We start from the raw sequence: 17267 nt of genomic DNA, 5'->3' as shown, positions 1-17267 counted from the left end.
TGTGGTCAAAAATAATAATTGACCGTGGTCAATTATATAAATATGACCGTGGTCAATTACTTGAAGGAACTGACGATGACCACCAAACGCATTTTGATTTTAAATGGCCACCCAGCCGAAACGTCGCTGAGCATGTCCTTGGCGGAAGCGTACTCCGCAGCCGCAAAGGCCGCAGGGCACGACGTACGAACGACGCATTTGCACGACATGGAATTTGACGCAGACTTCGGCGGTGCGGGGTATACTCAGATCAAACCGCTCGAACCTGTGTTGAAGACGTTTCAAGAAGACGTCACTTGGGCCGAACACATTGTTCTGGTGACCCCGATGTGGTGGGGCGGGCTGCCTGCAAAGCTGAAAGGCCTCTTTGATCGCGCATTCCTACCCGGTTGGGCCTTTGATCCGCGCAACCGTGCCAAATCAGGGTTGCCGGCACCGATGTTGGGTGGGCGCACGGGACGGACAATCATGACGTCGGACACGCCTGGCTTTTTCTTTTGGCTGCTTTATCGCAACGCGCTCATCCGTCAGATCAAATCGCAAATCTTCCACTTTGTCGGTATCAAACCGATGAAGGTCACCCACTTCGCGGGGGCAAGCAAAGCAGACTCCGCCACCGCGACCAAATGGATCGAAACCGCCGCGTCATTGGGCCGTCAAGGCGCATAACCACGCATGTGATCCGGTGGCCGCTGCGTATGTCTGTTCATTGCCGAATTTCTGTGGAACTACATCGATTAGCACGCAAACTTGGGGATATAGTATGGCACAATCATCTACTGAAAACCGTCGCATCGTTCTGGCAAAACGTCCGCAGGGGCTACCGGATCAGGATACGTTGCGGCTTGAAACATCGGACATTCCAACGCCCGCGGCTGGCGAAATGTTGTTACGCACCAAATACTTGTCGCTCGATCCTTATATGCGCGGCCGCATGAACGACGCGAAGTCCTACGCAGAACCTGTGGCAATTGACGGCGTGATGACCGCACAAGTCGTCGCCGAAGTCGTCACGTCCAATCTTGATGGCTACGCAACGGGTGATCTGGTGCTCGCGGGATCAGGCTGGCAGGACTACGCGATCTCGAATGGGGAACAGGTTATCAATCTGGGGAAAGACCCCGCAAACCCGTCTTGGGCCTTGGGTATTCTCGGGATGCCGGGCTACACAGCCTACGCTGGCTTACTGCTGATCGGCGATCCAAAACCGGGCGAAACGGTTGTGGTGGCCGCAGCGTCGGGTCCTGTTGGGGCAACGGTAGGCCAGATCGCCAAGATCAAAGGGTGCCGTGTTGTCGGCGTCGCTGGCGGTGCCGAAAAATGTGCGCATGTGGTTGATAATCTGGGTTTCGACGCCTGTATCGACCACAAAGCGGATGATTTTGCTGAACAGTTGAAAGCGGCCTGCCCAGAAGGTATCGACGTCTACTTTGAAAACGTCGGTGGCAAAGTGTTGTACGGCGTCCTGCCATTGCTGAACCCGTTCGCGCGGATGCCGGTGTGTGGCGCGGTATCCTGGTACAACCTGCCGTCCTTGCCAGAAGGGCCCGACATGGGGCCTGTCATCCTTGGGACGATCCTGCGCATGAAGGTAAAAGTCGAAGGGTTCATCATTTTCGACAGCTTCCCGATGAGCACCTACAACGATTTCCGCCGCGATATGACCGAATGGCTAAACCAAGGGAAAGTGCAGTACAAAGAACAAGTCGTCGACGGGCTCGAAAACGCGCCAGAGGCATTGAACGACGTGCTGCTGGGCAAAAGTTTTGGCAAGGTCGTGGTCAAAGTCGACTAAAGGCCAGACCGTTCGACTGGACTGAAACGAAAACTTTGCGCCACTTTGATGTGGCGCAAAGTCAGGACGCAGCCATAAGGTATGTAGAGTTAGAACATACTGGAAATCCTGCGATGACATCTGACACCACCAATACCCCGACACTACGGCGCGCAATCACATTGCCGCTTCTGACGCTCTATGGTCTCGGCGTGACTGTCGGGGCGGGCATCTACGTCTTAATCGGGGCCACCGTCGCGGATGCGGGGGCCTACGCTTGGGTGGCTTTCCTACTAGCCGCATTTGTGGTCGGCTTTACAGCATTTTCCTACGCGGAACTCACGACGCGCTATCCTGTCAGCGCAGGCGAGGCAGCTTACGTCGAAGCAGGCTTCGGCACGCCGCGCTTCGCAATGATCGTGGGTCTCTTCGTGGCGTTGTCCGGCATGGTCTCGGCGTCCGCAATCGCGGTCGGGGCGGCTGGATATTTGGGTGCGCTGACCGGAACTGCAGCGTTTCCCACAACAATAGGCATCGTTATCGCGATGGGGTTTTTGGCATGGTGGGGGATATCGGAATCCGTGACGGCGGCGGCCATTGTGACGGTCGTCGAAATCCTCGGTTTGCTCTTCGTCATCTTGTGGGGTTTGGCCGTCGCAGATCAGGGCGGAGTAACTGTCGATGCTTTAATCCCGCCATTGCAGGGCGACCATTGGGCGGGAATCATTGCGGCATCGCTGCTAGCATTCTTTGCGTTCATCGGATTTGAGGACATGGTCAACGTCGCAGAAGAGGTCGAAAACCCGCGCCGCAACATGCCGCTGGCCATCGTTATCACGCTTGTGATTGCGACGATCCTATATGTCGCGACATGCATCGCGGTTCTGATGGCGGTGCCCATCGACAGTCTTGCGGGGGCAGAGGCACCACTATCGCTCGTTTTTGCGGGTGGACCTGACATCGTGAAAGTCACCTTTGCAGCCGTCGCTGTTGTGGCGACGATGAACGGCGTCCTGATCCAGATGATCATGTCCTCAAGGGTGCTCTACGGTATGGCCGATCGGGGACGTCTACCTGCGGTGTTCAAACAAGTCTCGCGACGGACTCAAACCCCCGGCGTCGCAACGGCCTGCGTGACGCTGATCATTCTGGGACTAAGCCTGTTTCTACCCATCGACGAACTCGCAGCATGGACGTCACAGATCGTCTTAGGCGTCTTCGTCTGCGTCAACCTCGCGCTCATCGCGCTCAAATGGCGGGGGCAGGCGGGGGACGATGCGTTCGTAGTGCCCATGATCGTGCCGATCCTCGGAGTTCTAACAAGCGTAGGGTTGTTCGTGGCAACGGCGGTCTAAGTAGCTGTGCCTTCGACGCTTGGAAACTTCCAATAGCGGGTGATGAAAAGTCCGACCAAGGCGACAGCCACCCCGTCTTCCGCTTCGGCAAGCGCAAGCAGTCTTTCTTCGACGGCTGCGGCCCACAGCAATTCTTCGGACCAATCCGTGTCTGGGCCATAACGTTTGACCACAACCTCAACCGTCTCACCTAAGGCTTCGGAACGTCCATTGCGTATCAATGCAAATATCGCGGTGGCAAAAGCGTCGGCATCCATCAAATGCAAAACCGAGGTGTCATAAAAATTTGCGCCCTGACCGTTGTACGCGAAATGCAGACGGAACCTCTCGTGATCTTCTTCAAAGATTTGCTGTAAATGTGCAGCATGCGTTGGCAGGCTCGCCTCAAAGGCCTTATCTTGTGCCGCTTTCACGGTTTCCATAACAGTCGCGAACGCCGGGGTTGGGGAACTGAGATATCCGCCGTAGCTAAAACCTCTTTCGCTTGACCATCCGTAGTCGCCGCGACTCTTAGGTGCTACGAAACCGCCTGCGTCTGCTATTTCCGAAATCCGGCCTGTAATATTCTCCAGCGCCATGTCGGCTGTAAATTGGGTCGCGCCTGCGTCCGTAAGCTGTAAAAAATTATCGGCGATGTGCAAATAATGGGCGGGAACAACTTCATCAGTTTTCAGAAGATAAACGCGCATATCTTGAATGAGGTCAGTTAATTCCTGATGTCCACAATCGCGCCAAAGTACTGCGCGTTGCCATAGCGGGTTTGTATCCTCTGCTTTGAACTGCCCCGTGAGGCGAAGCTGAAAGTTAAGATCTACTGCTGTGGCATAGCCATGAACTAATAGCATTTCGCCTAGCCCCACGGGCAAGATATTAGCCGAATTCCCGGCAAAAAGTTCAGAATGACGATGTCTTTCACTGACTACCCACATCTTCGTTGGTTCATCACCCTTACCAGATCGAAACGTGGTAAAATCCCCTCGCTCCTGAATATCCTCCGCCGAAATCTCATGCCCGATTAGGGCAATCGCCAAGGCCATATAGGTCACAATAAACCGCTCCACTGCATGTTTTGCCGCCATCAGGTCATCGTCAATTTGGTCTAAAACCGCCGCGCAGTCATGCACGACTTGCCGCAAAATCCGCAGATTATTTGACTTCGAATCGTGAAAAACCTGCAACACGACGTCCTTGTTTTCCGTCATCCAGTCTTTGCCAGCTCCGTCGGGCAAGGCGTTTACAAATACGCCAAGAACGCTGCCCGCTTCAGCCTTTAACCGCACAGTCCGCCCGACGACCTTTTCCTGACGCGATAAGAAAAGGTCTTTGTCAGGGTACTCATCGATATTGGCGATCAGGATGATGTTCTTGTCCTGATGCTCGACAAACTCGTTCAGCAGCCCCAGCAGTACAGGCACTTCCATCGTGCAACGCTCTAAGTCGTCGAAAATGATTGCATTGGGTAGAGTAGCAATCGCGTGGTCCTCGATGGCGTTTTGTGCAAAGCCGCCCAGATCACCAATCCCAGCGAGGTCTGAAAGGGCTTTTCCAAGAGTGCCGGTTGACTTGGCCAGTTTTGACGCAGGCATTGACGCCAATAACGCACGACGAAATGCGGTAGGGGCATCGACCCCATTCAGCGTGACGTAGTGAACCCTATGGTTTGTGTCGCACTTGGTCACGGACCTGATGAAATGGGTTTTACCAGCGCCCCATGGTGCGTCCATCAACAGCGCAAAACCGGGGGCTTTTCGGGCAAGATAGGCGTTAATCGCTTCCGCGACTGGGGTATTGATGGACATAGGCAGGTCTCCGGCGACGCGAAAGGGAACAGTGTTACCATCAAACTGGCATGTTCCGGCTGCAAACCCAATTTGAAATCGCGGTGCACGGGTTGTGCACGCCTTGTGCACGCGAGTCACACCCGTGAATCGGGCTGGGCACCTGCGCCAATTTATCCCAGTCTTTTGGGGGCTTCCTTTATTGCCCCTTAACGCTCAACACTCTAGAACAACCTCAAATCCGGGCCCGTGGTGCGACTCGCGGAATCGGTCAGTGATAGAAAATCGAGGAGAGCCACATGGCAGACGCCGCCATCCACGGCCATGAACACGAAGACAACCGGAGTTTCTTTACCCGGTGGTTCATGTCTACAAACCATAAAGATATCGGTATCTTGTACCTGTTTGTTGCAGGTGCTTTGGGCTTTGTGTCCGTTGCCTTCACCGTTTACATGCGCCTCGAGCTCATGAACCCGGGCGTGCAATATATGTGCCTCGAAGGGGCGCGTTTCATTGCAGATTCTGCGGCGACTTGTACGCCAAACGGCCACCTTTGGAACGTGATGATCACCTACCACGGTGTCTTGATGATGTTCTTCGTGGTTATTCCAGCCCTGTTTGGTGGCTTTGGTAACTACTTCATGCCGCTCCAGATCGGTGCGCCGGATATGGCGTTCCCACGGATGAACAACCTGTCTTTCTGGATGTTTGTTGCTGGTGCGTCCCTTGGTGTGGCGTCGCTTTTGGCACCAGGTGGTAACGGTCAACTCGGGTCCGGTGTTGGCTGGGTTCTGTATCCGCCGCTGTCCACATCCGAGGCTGGCATGTCGATGGATCTCGCGATCTTTGGTGTTCACCTGTCCGGTGCATCTTCGATCTTGGGCGCGATCAACATGATCACAACCTTCCTGAACATGCGTGCACCAGGCATGACACTGCACAAAGTGCCGTTGTTTGCTTGGTCCATCTTCGTCACAGCATGGTTGATCCTTCTCGCACTTCCAGTGCTTGCAGGTGCTATTACAATGCTGCTGACGGACCGGAACTTCGACACAACCTTCTTCCAACCAGAAGGCGGCGGCGACCCGATCTTGTATCAGCACATCCTGTGGTTCTTCGGACACCCGGAAGTGTACATCATCATCGTTCCAGGCTTCGGCATCGTGTCACACGTAATCGCGACGTTCTCTAAGAAGCCAATCTTCGGCTACCTGCCGATGGTTTATGCGATGGTCGCAATTGGCGCGCTGGGCTTTGTTGTGTGGGCGCACCACATGTACACAGTCGGTATGTCGCTGACACAGCAGTCTTACTTCATGTTGGCCACAATGGTCATCGCGGTTCCGACAGGGGTGAAAATCTTCTCATGGATCGCGACAATGTGGGGCGGCTCTGTTGAGTTCAAAACACCAATGCTGTGGGCGCTGGGCTTCTTGTTCCTGTTCACCGTTGGTGGTGTGACTGGTATCGTGTTGTCACAGGCTGGTGTAGACCGTGCATACCACGACACATATTACGTTGTGGCACACTTCCACTACGTGATGTCCTTGGGTGCTGTGTTCTCGATCTTTGCGGGTATCTATTTCTACCTGCCAAAAATGTCGGGCCGCATGTATCCTGAATGGGCTGGTAAGCTGCACTTCTGGATGATGTTTATCGGTGCAAACATCACGTTCTTCCCACAGCACTTCTTGGGTCGTAACGGGATGCCACGTCGCTACATCGACTACCCAGATGCCTTCGCACTGTGGAACTACGTATCCAGCTGGGGCGCATTCCTGTCCTTCGCATCCTTCGTGTTCTTCATCGGCGTGTTGTTCTACACATTGTTCGCTGGTCGCCGCGTGACCGAGAACAACCCATGGAACGAATACGCAGATACACTGGAATGGACACTGCCGTGCCCTCCACCAGAGCACACATTCGAGCAGCTGCCAAAGCAGTCTGACTGGGACAAACAGCACGCACACTAAGCGCCGCTGATGTAAAATAGAAAAGGCCCCGCCAATTTGGTGGGGCCTTTTGCGTTTCTCGTTTGCGAGTACGGAAGACCTGACCTTTTGCTGTATTGGCTGACGGTGTAGGAATGCGCATCAGAAGCGAGAAAGTGACTTAATGATATCTAGAAAATTGGCCCAGTTGGTCTTTGTATTGAGTTTGGCCGCACCAAGTATCGCACGCTCGGAGTGTATGGATGCGCAGGAAATGTTGGATTTCACACCGGCAGAGTTGGGCGAGGCGCAACCATGCAACTGGGTATCGGAGTTCTTTCTGCGATTTAACGACATTTCCCGTAACGATGTTACGCCACTAGGCGGTTTCGTTGATGATGGTGATGAATATTATGTTAATCTCCGCGCCATCCTAAGCCCAATTTCTGACAGTGAGTTTGAGAGAAGAGGTCCGTTGACGCGTGGCTCTGTTTTTTTAACGACATTGGCCGCTACGTCTGGAATTGAACAGGCAAAGCGCGAGAGTTATCAAGCCTTTCTGCTAATCGAATACTTCAAAGAAAACCATGAGAGCATAAACGCTTCTGAAGTTTCTTTGGCCGACGAAATTGAGAGGAGCCTTGCTGAATCGGGTCTTCCAAGCATCCGACATATGCAATGCTTGGTGCAGTCAGATGTACCCTATGTTTCTGCTGAAGAAATTTTGGCGTCGCGTTTTTACCAAAACTGTATTGATGAAGGGCTGCCAGTTGACTGAAGCGTCGCTTGAAAGATGCGCTAATCGTTGAACCCCGCGTCGAACGTTCTACGCAGTGCCACGTCCACGTCATCCATCGTCACAGGCAACCCGAGATCAACGAGCGACGTAACGCCGTGGTCCGAAATGCCACAGGGGACGATGCCGCCGAAATGGTCCAGATCAGGTTCGACGTTAATCGATAACCCGTGAAAACTGACCCACTTGCGCAATCTAATCCCGAGCGCCGCGATCTTGTCTTCAGCAATGGACCCATCCGGCATCAGCGGCTTATCAGGACGAGGCACCCAAACGCCAACGCGACCGTCACGGATTTCGCCTTCGACGTTGAATTCTTTCAGCGCGGCGATCACCCACCCTTCAAGCTGCTTCACGAAACGACGTACGTCGTGGCCACGTTTGCCGACGTCGAGCATGACATAGGCGACCCTTTGGCCGGGACCGTGATAGGTGTATTCGCCACCCCGTCGTGCCTCGAATACAGGAAAGCGGTCAGGATCAATCAGGTCGGCAGATTTGGCCGATGTACCTGCGGTGTATAGTGGGGGATGTTCGACCAACCAGATCGCTTCATTGGCTTCGCCCGCGGCAATCGCGTTGGCGCGATCTTCCATGATCCGCAAAGCGTCAGGGTAGGGGGTCAGACCTTTTGACGTGATCCATTCAACCATCTGCGCGTCCTTTGGGAAACAACCCTGCAGTCTTGGCGACAGCGATGTAGCTTCGGCTAATCGGGCGGGTTTCATCGTTCGACAATGTCACGGTCCCCCGATCACTGGCGCGGGTGGCGTTTTGGATCTGGTTCAGTGCGACCCAATGCGATCGGTGAATTCGCAGACCTGCGGTGCTTCCGACCTCTTTGATGGCATCTGATAGGCGCATGAGGATCATGTCCGTCCCGTTGACTGTTGTGACCTTTACATAGTGATCTTCCGCGCTCAATGCGATCAGATCGCCGCGTTTTGCCAAAGAAATACGATCCAGAATAGGCGGCAGCGGGTCTGGCGAATTGGGCGCTGCTAAATTCACGCCGATATCTACAACCGCCGAGATCAGAACGATAAGGCCCCATTGGGGCATCACGTCAGTTGCGTCAGCGGCACCGACGTTGAAAACGAGCACGTTCAGCGCAGCCAAGAAAACGGTCACGCAGGTCCCGATCAGCAGGGCGCTGCATATCATACGGAGCCAAAACGGTTTTCCGGCAAATACGCGCGCACAAACTGCCGAGATCAAACTGCCCAAAGCAAAAGTCGTTGACGCAACAACGATCCAATAGAGCAGGCGGGGCACGAGCTTCATCAATGCGATGGTTTCAAATGGGCCAGATAGCCCAAGCACGATCCCAACACCCAATAGCGCGATCACGGTGTTCCGTTTCGAAAGATCAGCCCGCACTTCACGTAGCGCGGATGAGAAAAGCTGGCGATCCACGATCCATCGCTTCCATTTGCGTATCCGGTCTTGGGTGGTTTCACCCGCGTGCGACAATGCACCTACAGGCTTGCGTGACGCAAGTCCGTCTTGTCCGCATTACGTATTGATAAGGTCACCTTATGTCTATCGATCCTCTTCTTTCCGCGACCATCGCGATCCAGTTGCATGTTGTTTGCGCTGTGACCGCCGTTTGTCTGGGGCCAATCGTCCTGTTGCGTAAATCGCGCGATATATGGCACCGTTACCTTGGTTACCTGTGGGTTTGCGCGATGGCATCGACTGCGGTGACATCTTTCTGGATCTCGGAAACGCCCATGATTGGTCCATTCGGTCCAATCCACGCGTTATCCATTTTGACGCTGTTCGGCCTATGGCAGGCGTTGTCTGCTATCCGCGCGGGAAAATTTGAGGCCCATCAGGCCGGTATGAAAACCCTTTATTTCTGGGCCATGGGCGTCGCTGGATTGTTCACCTTCCTGCCGCGACGACGGATGAATTTAGCTGTGTTTGGCGAAAATGCGACGTTAGGATTTATCGTGATGGCGCTGCTTATTGGCGGGGGGCTGGCGGTATATTTGGTGCAGACGAGAACGCGTGAAATTTAGTCGCGTTTTGCCTCTTGGCATCGCGCAAACCCTCGTCTATATCCGCGCCACTACCTGACATGATTTGCGGTCGTGGCGGAATTGGTAGACGCGCAGCGTTGAGGTCGCTGTTCTGTAACAGGAGTGAGGGTTCGAGTCCCTCCGACCGCACCATATCCCCGAAAAAATGAACATAGATTATTGCTGGGCAATCGCCGCTAGCATTGCGCGATTTGGGTAGCAGGTCGCGGCCATGCCATTGCGTGTTTGCCATGCGCCGATTGCGCCGCGTGTTTTGTTGCCGATCAAGCCGTCTGCGCCGCCGACGTCGTATCCTTGCGCTTCCAGTTTTTGCTGCATTGCGCGGACATCTGATCGTGCAAAGCTATCTAGTGCGCTCCAACCGCTGTTGAATCCGCCGACGCCGTAACGCATGCGATCACCTACGTGTCCGACAAATAGCGCATAGACGTCGCTTTCGTTGTAGGCCTTCAGCACCGTGAAATTTGATGTGACGACAAAGGCGGGTCCGTACCGACCAGCAGGCATCAGTAGAAAACCGTTTTCACGCGCCTCGGCAGCGGGAAAGGAGCGACCGTTCACGCGCGTGATACCCATTGCTGCCCAATCGGAAATGCGGCGTGCCTGATGTGGCCCTTCCATCGCGCAAGAGACGGTATTGGGGACGTTCACCTCGAATCCCCAGTCGCGGCCTGCTGACCATCCGTGATCGCGCAAGTAAGCGCCGATAGAAGCGAGCGTATCATCGGCGGACCCCCATATGTCGGCGCGCCCGTCGCCGTTCCCGTCTGCTGCGTATTTAAGGTAATTTGACGGCATGAACTGCGGCTGGCCAAGTGCGCCTGCCCAACTGCTTTTCATGGCGGCGGGGCTGGCGTAGCCGCGTTCGACCATTTGCAGCGCGGCGATCAGTTCGTTGGTAAAATAAGATGCTCGCGTGCTGAGAAACCCTTTTGTGCTGAGAATTTGAAAAGCATTATGCGGAATGCGCGCGTTACCAAAGCTGCTTTCGCGGCCCCAAATCGCGACGATAATCTGCGCGGGAACGCCTGTTTGGCGTTCGATCCGTGCAAGTGTTTGCGCGTGGCGTTGCATCAACTGGCGGCCTGTATTGGCATTCGTGTTCAGGCTGCCAGCCGCAAAATAACCCGCAGGCGGACGGAATTCGGCCTGCCGTTGTGTGGTGTCGGCCCGTTCGCCCGGAATGACCAAATCGGGCAGGTCCCATTTGGGTGTGACGCCAGAAAGCGCCGTTTCAAAGGTTGACCGACTGACGCCGGCACGCTGGGCTTTGGGCCAAACAGTTGACCCCAACCAAACCTGAAAATCTGCCGCAACAGCATTTCGATTTTGCGCCATCGCGGAAATCGGAAACAGGATGACGAATATAAGAATAAGCAAACGGTTAACTGCGATCACAGGGGAATTCCTTGGTAAGGCGAGGGTTTCCCTACACTTAGCACCGAACAGTTGGGGCGAGACCAATAGCGTGTCCGAGGTGGCGATCTATCGCTCAAAGAGCCATGAAAAATGGTTTATTTTCATAAAATGGAAATTTCTAAGGGGCTTAGTGATCGAAGCGAACCGATTTAGAACGTGCCGGGATCGGGCAAACCGATTCCGTTTTGTGTATTTTGAGGTGTTTCATGCGTATTTGTATCATTGATGACGAAAGCATCAGTCTGAACGTCATTCGTGCTGTGTTGTCGCGTATGGCCGCGCACGATGTTGAATGCTTCACGGATCCAGAGGTCGCGCTTGAACGTTGTGCGCAGGTGATTTTTGATCTCGTTTTGGTCGATTACCGGATGGGCGAAATGAACGGGATCGCCTGTGTGAAAGCACTGCGCGCGATGCCCGACTATCAATTCGTCCCGATTATCATGCTGACGGCGGATGACGATCGCGAATTGCGGTTGTCGGCAGTACGATCTGGGGCCACGGATTTTCTGAACAAGCCATTTGATCCGGAAGAATTGCGCGTTCGGGCCCGCAATTTGTTGTCTTTGCGCGAGGCGCAATTGGCCTTGTTGGATCGTGCAATGCACCTTGATTTCGAAGTTCAAAAAGCCACGCAAAAACTTGTTGAACGCGATGAAGAACTGATTTGGCGACTGTCGCGTGCGATTGAAACGCGCGATGGATCGACGGGTGAACATGTGTCGCGTGTCGAATCTGTCGCAAAGGTCATTGCCAAGCATATGGGCCTCAGCAAACAATACTGCCGCACATTGTATCTTGCGACACCACTTCACGACACTGGCAAGATCGGCATCAGTGATGCTGTTCTGAACAAGCCTGGTGCGCTGACCTGTGAAGAACGCCAAGTGATCGAAACGCATACGGCAATTGGGTCCGAAATCCTGCAGGGTGGCGAAAGTGAATTAATCCGGATGGCGCATGAAATCGCGCTTTATCATCACGAGAAATGGGACGGGACGGGCTATGGCGCAGGCCTAGCGGGCGATGCAATCCCGTTGTCCGGTCGAATTACTGCGGTCGCTGATGTGTTCGATGCGCTCTGTTCTGAAAGGACGTGTAAACCCGCTTGGCCGTTTGAAAAGGCCTGTGTGGAAATCATTAACCAATCCGGGAAACACTTTGATCCTGTATGCGTGGCCGCATTTTCGGCCGGAAAAGATGAAATCCGGCAGATTTATCAAGTTGATGTGGACAAGTCTATGTCAGCTTTGTCGGCATAATGACACGTCGCGATAAGGTAGTGAAAGTCGTGACCAAATTTCGTGATGATGACATTGATCTTATCGACATGGACCAATTGTTGTCCGTCTTGGCCGAATTGGGCGAAGACCTGTATGTGCAGCTGCTTGGCCAATTGAGCGACGATGGACAGGCGCTACTGCAAAATGCGGGGGACCAGCAGGGCGGGCCGACACTGCGCAATCTTGATGCAGAGCTTCGCGCGTTAAAAGGGGCAGCCGCGACTTTAGGTTTGGGAGGCGTCGGGGCGAATGCGCAAACCTTACGAGATAAGCCCGATGCGACGCGGACTGATGTGGCGGGACTGATAGATATTTTGCACCAAAGCGTGGCTGCCGCAAGGCGCGTCGCGTCCGGCTAGCACATGACAGATCATTTGGATTAAATGGTTGAAAATTTTACAGAAAAGCAGTGTTTAGTTTATGAAAACCTTTGTTAATCAGGTCTGAATTCTTCACATCCTGTTAGTCAGCCTAATCCTATACCGATCCCAACTTTGGAATGAATGGTGGGTTCGATTATGGCAACGACATACGGAACAAGCGGCAACGACACGGTGTCCGGCACGACCGGATCTGACACGATTTCAGGCGAAGCAGGCAACGATCAGATCTGGACCGATGCAGGTAGCGATACGCTGTATGGTGGCGCCGGAAATGACACGCTGGCGGCCGGCGATGATCATGACACCCTTTATGGCGGTGACGGGAATGACACCCTGTACGGCGGTGACGATCTAACCAGCGATATTCTTTATGGCGGAGCAGGCGATGACCAGATCCACACCTCTGAAGCTGGTGGAAACGGGGTGGCCGCGGGTGACGGGCACGACACTGTTTACGCAGGCAATGGTGACGATGTTGTCTACGGGGAAAGCGGGAACGACACGCTTCACGGCAAGGATGGCGATGACTTTTTGTCGGGAGGGCTCGGTGACGACCTAATTTATGCGGGCGCTGGAAATGATCAGATACGGGGCGAAGACGGCGACGACACTTTATATGGCCAAGACGGAGACGACACTTTCGAACTGCTTGACGTGGCGGGGAACGACACTGTTTTTGGCGGCACTGGCCAAGACACGATAAGTTTTCTTAGTGATAGCGACGTTAGCATTAGTTACGACATGGACTCGCAACAGGCGGCGTACACCCAGAACGCTGGCAGTAGCACCGGTATTATCGTTGGGATCGAGGAAATCGAGACCAGCGGTGGGAACGACACCATCGATGCGTCAGCTATGTTCAGCGATCTCACCGTGACGTCGAGCGCCGGCACCGACGATATCTTCGGCGGCTACGGCCATGACGCACTCTATGGTGGCACTGGGGCGGATTCGATTGAAGGTAATAACGGTGACGACACCCTATTCGGCGGCGACGGGGACGACAGCGTTTTGGGGGGGCTCGGCCATGACGTAGTCTATGGGGGCGCAGGAAACGACTTCGTCGACGGTGGGTCGGGCAATGACACGTTGTTTGGCGGTGACGGTAGCGATTGGTTCGATAGCGGCACGGGCAACGATACGATCACGACGGGCACCGGCGAAGACACCCTGCGGTTTGAACAGGGCGGGAACGACGACGTTGTCACTGACTTTGACGTGTCGGACACAGATGGCAACGGGTTCTACAACGACCAGTTTGACGTCAGCGGGCTGCAAAATCCGGATGGCAGCCCAATTCGGGTCGGCGATGTGTCGGTGTCTGACGATGGAGCAGGGAACGCGAAGCTCACGTTCCCGGAAGGCGAAACAGTTGTTTTGCAGGGCGTGACGCCTGCACAAATGTCGACAAACGCGCAGCTGTATGCCGCTGGTATTCCTTGTTTTACACCCGGCGCGATGATTGCGACCCCGCATGGGGAACGTCCTATCGAAACGCTACAGGTCGGGGATCGCGTCATGACCCGTGACCACGGTTTGCAGCCGATCCGCTGGATCGGACGGCGTGCGGTGCGTGCCCAAGGCAAACTGGCCCCGATCCTGATCCGGCCTGGCGTCGTGACTGGGCTTGAACAGCCGCTTTTGGTGTCGCCACAGCACAGGATGTTGTTCACGGGCTACCGCGCGGAGCTCTTGTTCGGGGAATCCGAGGTTCTTTTGGCGGCGAAACATCTGGTCGATGGCCGCGATGTCACCCGTCAGGAAGGCGGGGTCGTGACCTATATCCATATATTGTTCGACACGCATGAAGTGGTCTACGCGAATGGTGCTGCCACCGAAAGTTTCCATCCCGGCGAAGAAGGTGTCGCGTCAGTTGACGATGCCGCGCGGGCGGAACTATTCGAGATTTTCCCCGAACTGCGGGCCGATTTATCGCAGTACGGACAAACGGCCAGACGGTGTTTACGCAAGCACGAAGCGCAGATGGTCAGGATGTAGCAAAAGTCGTTTAGACTGCAGATGCTGCAACAACGCTGTAGAATGCCGTAAAATCAGTCAGTTCATGATCGTTTCGTCTTTACGCGTTCGTTGTTCAGATCAAAGGTTGCAGAATACTAGCACTGATCTAAGGTGATCGCCGGACGGACAAAGATTCCGCCACACTCTGGGGAGAGACTTTTGACTGCTACGACTGGTGATGGCGCGTTTGTCGCTTTTGAGCGGGTCCAGAAAAGCTACGACGGGGAAAACCTTGTTGTAAAAGATCTGAATCTTTCAATGCCCAAGGGCGAGTTTTTGACGATGCTTGGGCCGTCAGGGTCCGGCAAAACGACTTGCCTCATGATGTTAGCAGGGTTTGAAACAGCCACCCACGGCGATATTTTGCTGGATGGCGTGTCGATTAACAACATCCCGCCACACAAGCGTGGCATCGGGATGGTGTTCCAAAACTACGCGCTTTTCCCGCACATGACGGTCGCCGAAAACCTGTCCTTCCCGCTGGAAGTCCGCAAGATGGGCAAATCCGATCGCGAGGCGAAAGTGAAGCGCGCTTTGGATATGGTTCAGATGGGCGATTTCGCAGGGCGACGTCCGGCACAATTGTCTGGTGGCCAACAGCAGCGGATCGCTCTGGCGCGTGCGCTGGTGTTTGAACCGGAATTGGTATTGATGGACGAACCGCTTGGCGCGCTTGATAAGCAACTGCGCGAAACGTTGCAGTTCGAAATTACGAACCTTGCCCATTCGCTTGGTATTACAACCGTTTACGTGACCCACGACCAGACAGAGGCGCTGACAATGTCAGACCGTGTTGCTGTGTTTGATGATGGGCGTATTCAACAGCTGGCACCACCGGATGAATTGTATGAAAAGCCCGAGAACAGCTTTGTTGCCCAGTTCATCGGTGAGAATAATACCCTTGAAGGCGTTGTTCAGGAAATCAAAGGCAACACCTGTATCGTCAAGCTGGACAGCGGCGACATCATCGACGCGGTGCCTGTAAACGTGAATAGCGTCGGCGACCGCACGAAGGTTTCAATCCGTCCAGAACGGGTCGAATTTGACCGCGCACGTTTGCATGCCGATGCACATACGCTGAAGGCTGAAGTGCTGGAATTCATCTACATGGGTGACATTTTCCGGACCCGCCTGCGTGTGGCTGGCAGCGACGAATTTGTGGTGAAAACCCGTAACGCGCCTGATCAGGTACGCCTGAAACCGGGTGAGACAATCGAAATCGGCTGGATGGCCGAAGATTGCCGCGCGCTCGACGCATAAAGACAAGGATCAGTGGCGGCCTGGACTGCTGATCTTCAATACCAATCCGGGCACTTCTAACGGGAGAATACAATGAAACTGACTACCAAACTTATGGCCTCATCTGCACTGGTGATTGCACCATTGGCAGCTGGCGCTGACGGTCACATGGCCGATGAAATGACAATCGTAAGCTGGGGCGGCGCGTACTCTGCGTCACAACAGGCAGCGTATCACGACCCATATGCTGAGAACACAGGCGTGACGATCATCAACGATGAATCCTCTGCCGAAGCGGTTGCGAAACTGCGCGCGATGAACGAAGCGGGTAACGTGACATGGGACGTTGTTGACGTTGTTGCGTCTGACGCGATCCGCCTGTGCGACGAAGGTCTTGCACTTGAAATCGACGCGGACACACAGCTTGCTGATGGCGACGACGGGTCCAAAGCATCTGACGATTTCGGCGATCTGCTGGTATCCGACTGCTTCATCCCACAGATCGTTTATTCGACAACTGTTGGCTACCGCACAGACCTTGTTGGTGACACTGCGCCAACAGAAATCTGCGCATTGTTCGACACAGACACATACCCAGGTATGCGTTCGCTCGAAAAGCGTCCGATCAACAACCTCGAATGGGCTTTGATCTGTGACGGCGTTGCAAACGAAGACGTGTATGACGTTCTGGAAACAGAAGAAGGTCAGGCGCAGGCGTTTGCCAAGCTCGACACCATCAAGGACAGCGTTGTTTGGTGGTCCGCTGGTGCTGACACGCCGCAGCTTTTGGCTGACGGCGAAGTCATCATGGGGTCCACATACAACGGCCGTCTGTTCAGCTTGATCGAAGAGCAAGATCAGCCGGTTGCGATGCTTTGGGACGCGCAGGTGTTTGACCTTGACGGTTGGATCATCCCAACTGGCCTGACACCAGAGCGTGAAGCACGCGCATTGGACTACGTGAAGTTCGCGACAGACACACAGCGTCTGGCCGACCAAGCGAAGTACATCTCTTACGGTCCAGCACGTGCATCTTCTGCGCCTCTCGTAGGTCAGCACGCGACTTTGGGTATCGACATGGCGCCACACATGCCAACCGATCCAGCGAACGCGACAAACACTTTCCTGTACAACTACGAATGGTGGGCTGACTACCGTGACGATCTGGATGCGAAATTCCAGGCATGGTTGTCACAGTAAGTGATCTTTGGGGGTGCGGCCTGCGGGTCGCGCCCCCTTTCTAAA

15 protein-coding genes and 1 tRNA gene are annotated in these 17267 nt (G+C 54.4%); 12 read left to right on the top strand and 4 right to left on the bottom strand.

Annotated features, from left to right (window positions below; all coding sequences use genetic code 11):
- Positions 1-75: 75 nt before the first annotated feature.
- The 3 genes from MWU61_RS10525 (at position 76) to MWU61_RS10515 (ending at position 3129) form a co-directional block, all read left to right on the top strand.
- Entirely contained in the window at positions 76-669 is a 594-nt protein-coding gene (locus MWU61_RS10525) for an NAD(P)H-dependent oxidoreductase (protein ID WP_247128322.1), read from the top strand.
- Between the two features lie 94 nt (positions 670-763).
- A complete protein-coding gene (locus MWU61_RS10520; RefSeq protein ID WP_247128321.1) occupies positions 764-1795 on the top strand; it encodes an NADP-dependent oxidoreductase in 1032 nt (343 codons plus the stop codon).
- A 113-nt stretch (positions 1796-1908) separates the two neighbouring features.
- Positions 1909-3129 (top strand): amino acid permease, encoded by a 1221-nt coding sequence (locus MWU61_RS10515; RefSeq protein ID WP_247128320.1) that lies wholly within the window; start codon positions 1909-1911, stop codon positions 3127-3129.
- Here MWU61_RS10515 and MWU61_RS10510 read toward each other — a convergent pair.
- Positions 3126-4928 (bottom strand): P-loop NTPase fold protein, encoded by a 1803-nt coding sequence (locus MWU61_RS10510; protein WP_247128319.1) that lies wholly within the window; start codon positions 4926-4928, stop codon positions 3126-3128. The genes MWU61_RS10515 and MWU61_RS10510 overlap by 4 nt on opposite strands.
- Positions 4929-5206: 278 nt before the next feature.
- Between MWU61_RS10510 and ctaD the strand changes: the two genes are divergently transcribed.
- Together ctaD and MWU61_RS10500 are read left to right on the top strand one after the other, a co-directional pair.
- Entirely contained in the window at positions 5207-6880 is a 1674-nt protein-coding gene (gene ctaD / locus MWU61_RS10505; RefSeq protein WP_247128318.1) for a cytochrome c oxidase subunit I, read from the top strand.
- A gap of 142 nt (positions 6881-7022) precedes the next feature.
- Entirely contained in the window at positions 7023-7616 is a 594-nt protein-coding gene (locus MWU61_RS10500; RefSeq protein WP_247128317.1) for a hypothetical protein, read from the top strand.
- Positions 7617-7636: 20 nt separating this feature from the next.
- Here MWU61_RS10500 and lipB read toward each other — a convergent pair whose 3' ends face one another.
- Positions 7637-8287: a lipoyl(octanoyl) transferase LipB gene (lipB, locus tag MWU61_RS10495; protein ID WP_247128316.1), complete on the bottom strand. Its 651-nt coding sequence runs from the start codon at positions 8285-8287 to the stop codon at positions 7637-7639.
- Entirely contained in the window at positions 8280-9050 is a 771-nt protein-coding gene (locus MWU61_RS19865; RefSeq protein ID WP_247128315.1) for a LytTR family DNA-binding domain-containing protein, read from the bottom strand. Before MWU61_RS19865 ends, lipB begins: the two co-directional genes overlap by 8 nt.
- Before the next feature lie 122 nt (positions 9051-9172).
- Between MWU61_RS19865 and MWU61_RS10485 the strand changes: the two genes are divergently transcribed.
- Together MWU61_RS10485 and MWU61_RS10480 are read left to right on the top strand one after the other, a co-directional pair.
- Positions 9173-9658, top strand: a complete 486-nt coding sequence (locus tag MWU61_RS10485) for a DUF2306 domain-containing protein (RefSeq protein WP_247128314.1) — start codon at positions 9173-9175, stop codon at positions 9656-9658.
- A gap of 66 nt (positions 9659-9724) precedes the next feature.
- Positions 9725-9811, top strand: a tRNA-Leu gene (locus MWU61_RS10480).
- A gap of 24 nt (positions 9812-9835) precedes the next feature.
- Here MWU61_RS10480 and MWU61_RS10475 read toward each other — a convergent pair.
- Positions 9836-11017, bottom strand: coding sequence for a lytic murein transglycosylase (locus MWU61_RS10475; protein WP_247128422.1), 1182 nt, complete (start codon positions 11015-11017; stop codon positions 9836-9838).
- A gap of 287 nt (positions 11018-11304) precedes the next feature.
- On the opposite strand from MWU61_RS10475, the gene MWU61_RS10470 reads away from it, so the two are divergent.
- The 5 genes from MWU61_RS10470 to MWU61_RS10450 all read left to right on the top strand — a co-directional run bounded on the left by MWU61_RS10470 (position 11305) and on the right by MWU61_RS10450 (position 17222).
- Positions 11305-12360, top strand: coding sequence for an HD domain-containing phosphohydrolase (locus MWU61_RS10470; protein ID WP_247128313.1), 1056 nt, complete (start codon positions 11305-11307; stop codon positions 12358-12360).
- A gap of 29 nt (positions 12361-12389) precedes the next feature.
- The gene (locus tag MWU61_RS10465) at positions 12390-12740 is read left to right on the top strand and encodes a hypothetical protein (protein ID WP_247128312.1); all 351 of its coding nucleotides are present in this window, start codon (positions 12390-12392) and stop codon (positions 12738-12740) included.
- A 159-nt stretch (positions 12741-12899) separates the two neighbouring features.
- The gene (locus MWU61_RS10460; RefSeq protein WP_247128311.1) at positions 12900-14762 is read left to right on the top strand and encodes a Hint domain-containing protein; all 1863 of its coding nucleotides are present in this window, start codon (positions 12900-12902) and stop codon (positions 14760-14762) included.
- Between the two features lie 180 nt (positions 14763-14942).
- On the top strand, positions 14943-16043 hold the full coding sequence (locus MWU61_RS10455) for an ABC transporter ATP-binding protein (RefSeq protein ID WP_247128310.1): 1101 nt from the start codon (positions 14943-14945) through the stop codon (positions 16041-16043).
- 72 nt (positions 16044-16115) lie between these two features.
- A complete protein-coding gene (locus MWU61_RS10450; protein ID WP_247128309.1) occupies positions 16116-17222 on the top strand; it encodes an extracellular solute-binding protein in 1107 nt (368 codons plus the stop codon).
- Positions 17223-17267: the final 45 nt, after the last annotated feature.

It is taken from the genome of Loktanella sp. F6476L (assembly GCF_023015725.1).
Lineage (GTDB): Bacteria > Pseudomonadota > Alphaproteobacteria > Rhodobacterales > Rhodobacteraceae > Yoonia.
The sequence above is the reverse complement of the archived record's forward strand: the minus strand, read 5'-3'. Positions and strand labels throughout refer to the sequence as shown.

What these genes read in the sequence shown, in the direction of transcription:
- MWU61_RS10525 (WP_247128322.1), top strand. Translation starts at nt 76, where the DNA reads ATGACCACCAAACGCATTTTGATTTTAAATGGCCACCCAGCCGAAACG.
- MWU61_RS10520 (WP_247128321.1), top strand. Translation starts at nt 764, where the DNA reads ATGGCACAATCATCTACTGAAAACCGTCGCATCGTTCTGGCAAAACGT.
- MWU61_RS10515 (WP_247128320.1), top strand. Translation starts at nt 1,909, where the DNA reads ATGACATCTGACACCACCAATACCCCGACACTACGGCGCGCAATCACA.
- MWU61_RS10510 (WP_247128319.1), bottom strand. Translation starts at nt 4,928, where the DNA reads ATGTCCATCAATACCCCAGTCGCGGAAGCGATTAACGCCTATCTTGCC.
- ctaD (WP_247128318.1), top strand. Translation starts at nt 5,207, where the DNA reads ATGGCAGACGCCGCCATCCACGGCCATGAACACGAAGACAACCGGAGT.
- MWU61_RS10500 (WP_247128317.1), top strand. Translation starts at nt 7,023, where the DNA reads ATGATATCTAGAAAATTGGCCCAGTTGGTCTTTGTATTGAGTTTGGCC.
- lipB (WP_247128316.1), bottom strand. Translation starts at nt 8,287, where the DNA reads ATGGTTGAATGGATCACGTCAAAAGGTCTGACCCCCTACCCTGACGCT.
- MWU61_RS10485 (WP_247128314.1), top strand. Translation starts at nt 9,173, where the DNA reads ATGTCTATCGATCCTCTTCTTTCCGCGACCATCGCGATCCAGTTGCAT.
- MWU61_RS10475 (WP_247128422.1), bottom strand. Translation starts at nt 11,017, where the DNA reads ATGGCGCAAAATCGAAATGCTGTTGCGGCAGATTTTCAGGTTTGGTTG.
- MWU61_RS10470 (WP_247128313.1), top strand. Translation starts at nt 11,305, where the DNA reads ATGCGTATTTGTATCATTGATGACGAAAGCATCAGTCTGAACGTCATT.
- MWU61_RS10460 (WP_247128311.1), top strand. Translation starts at nt 12,900, where the DNA reads ATGGCAACGACATACGGAACAAGCGGCAACGACACGGTGTCCGGCACG.
- MWU61_RS10450 (WP_247128309.1), top strand. Translation starts at nt 16,116, where the DNA reads ATGAAACTGACTACCAAACTTATGGCCTCATCTGCACTGGTGATTGCA.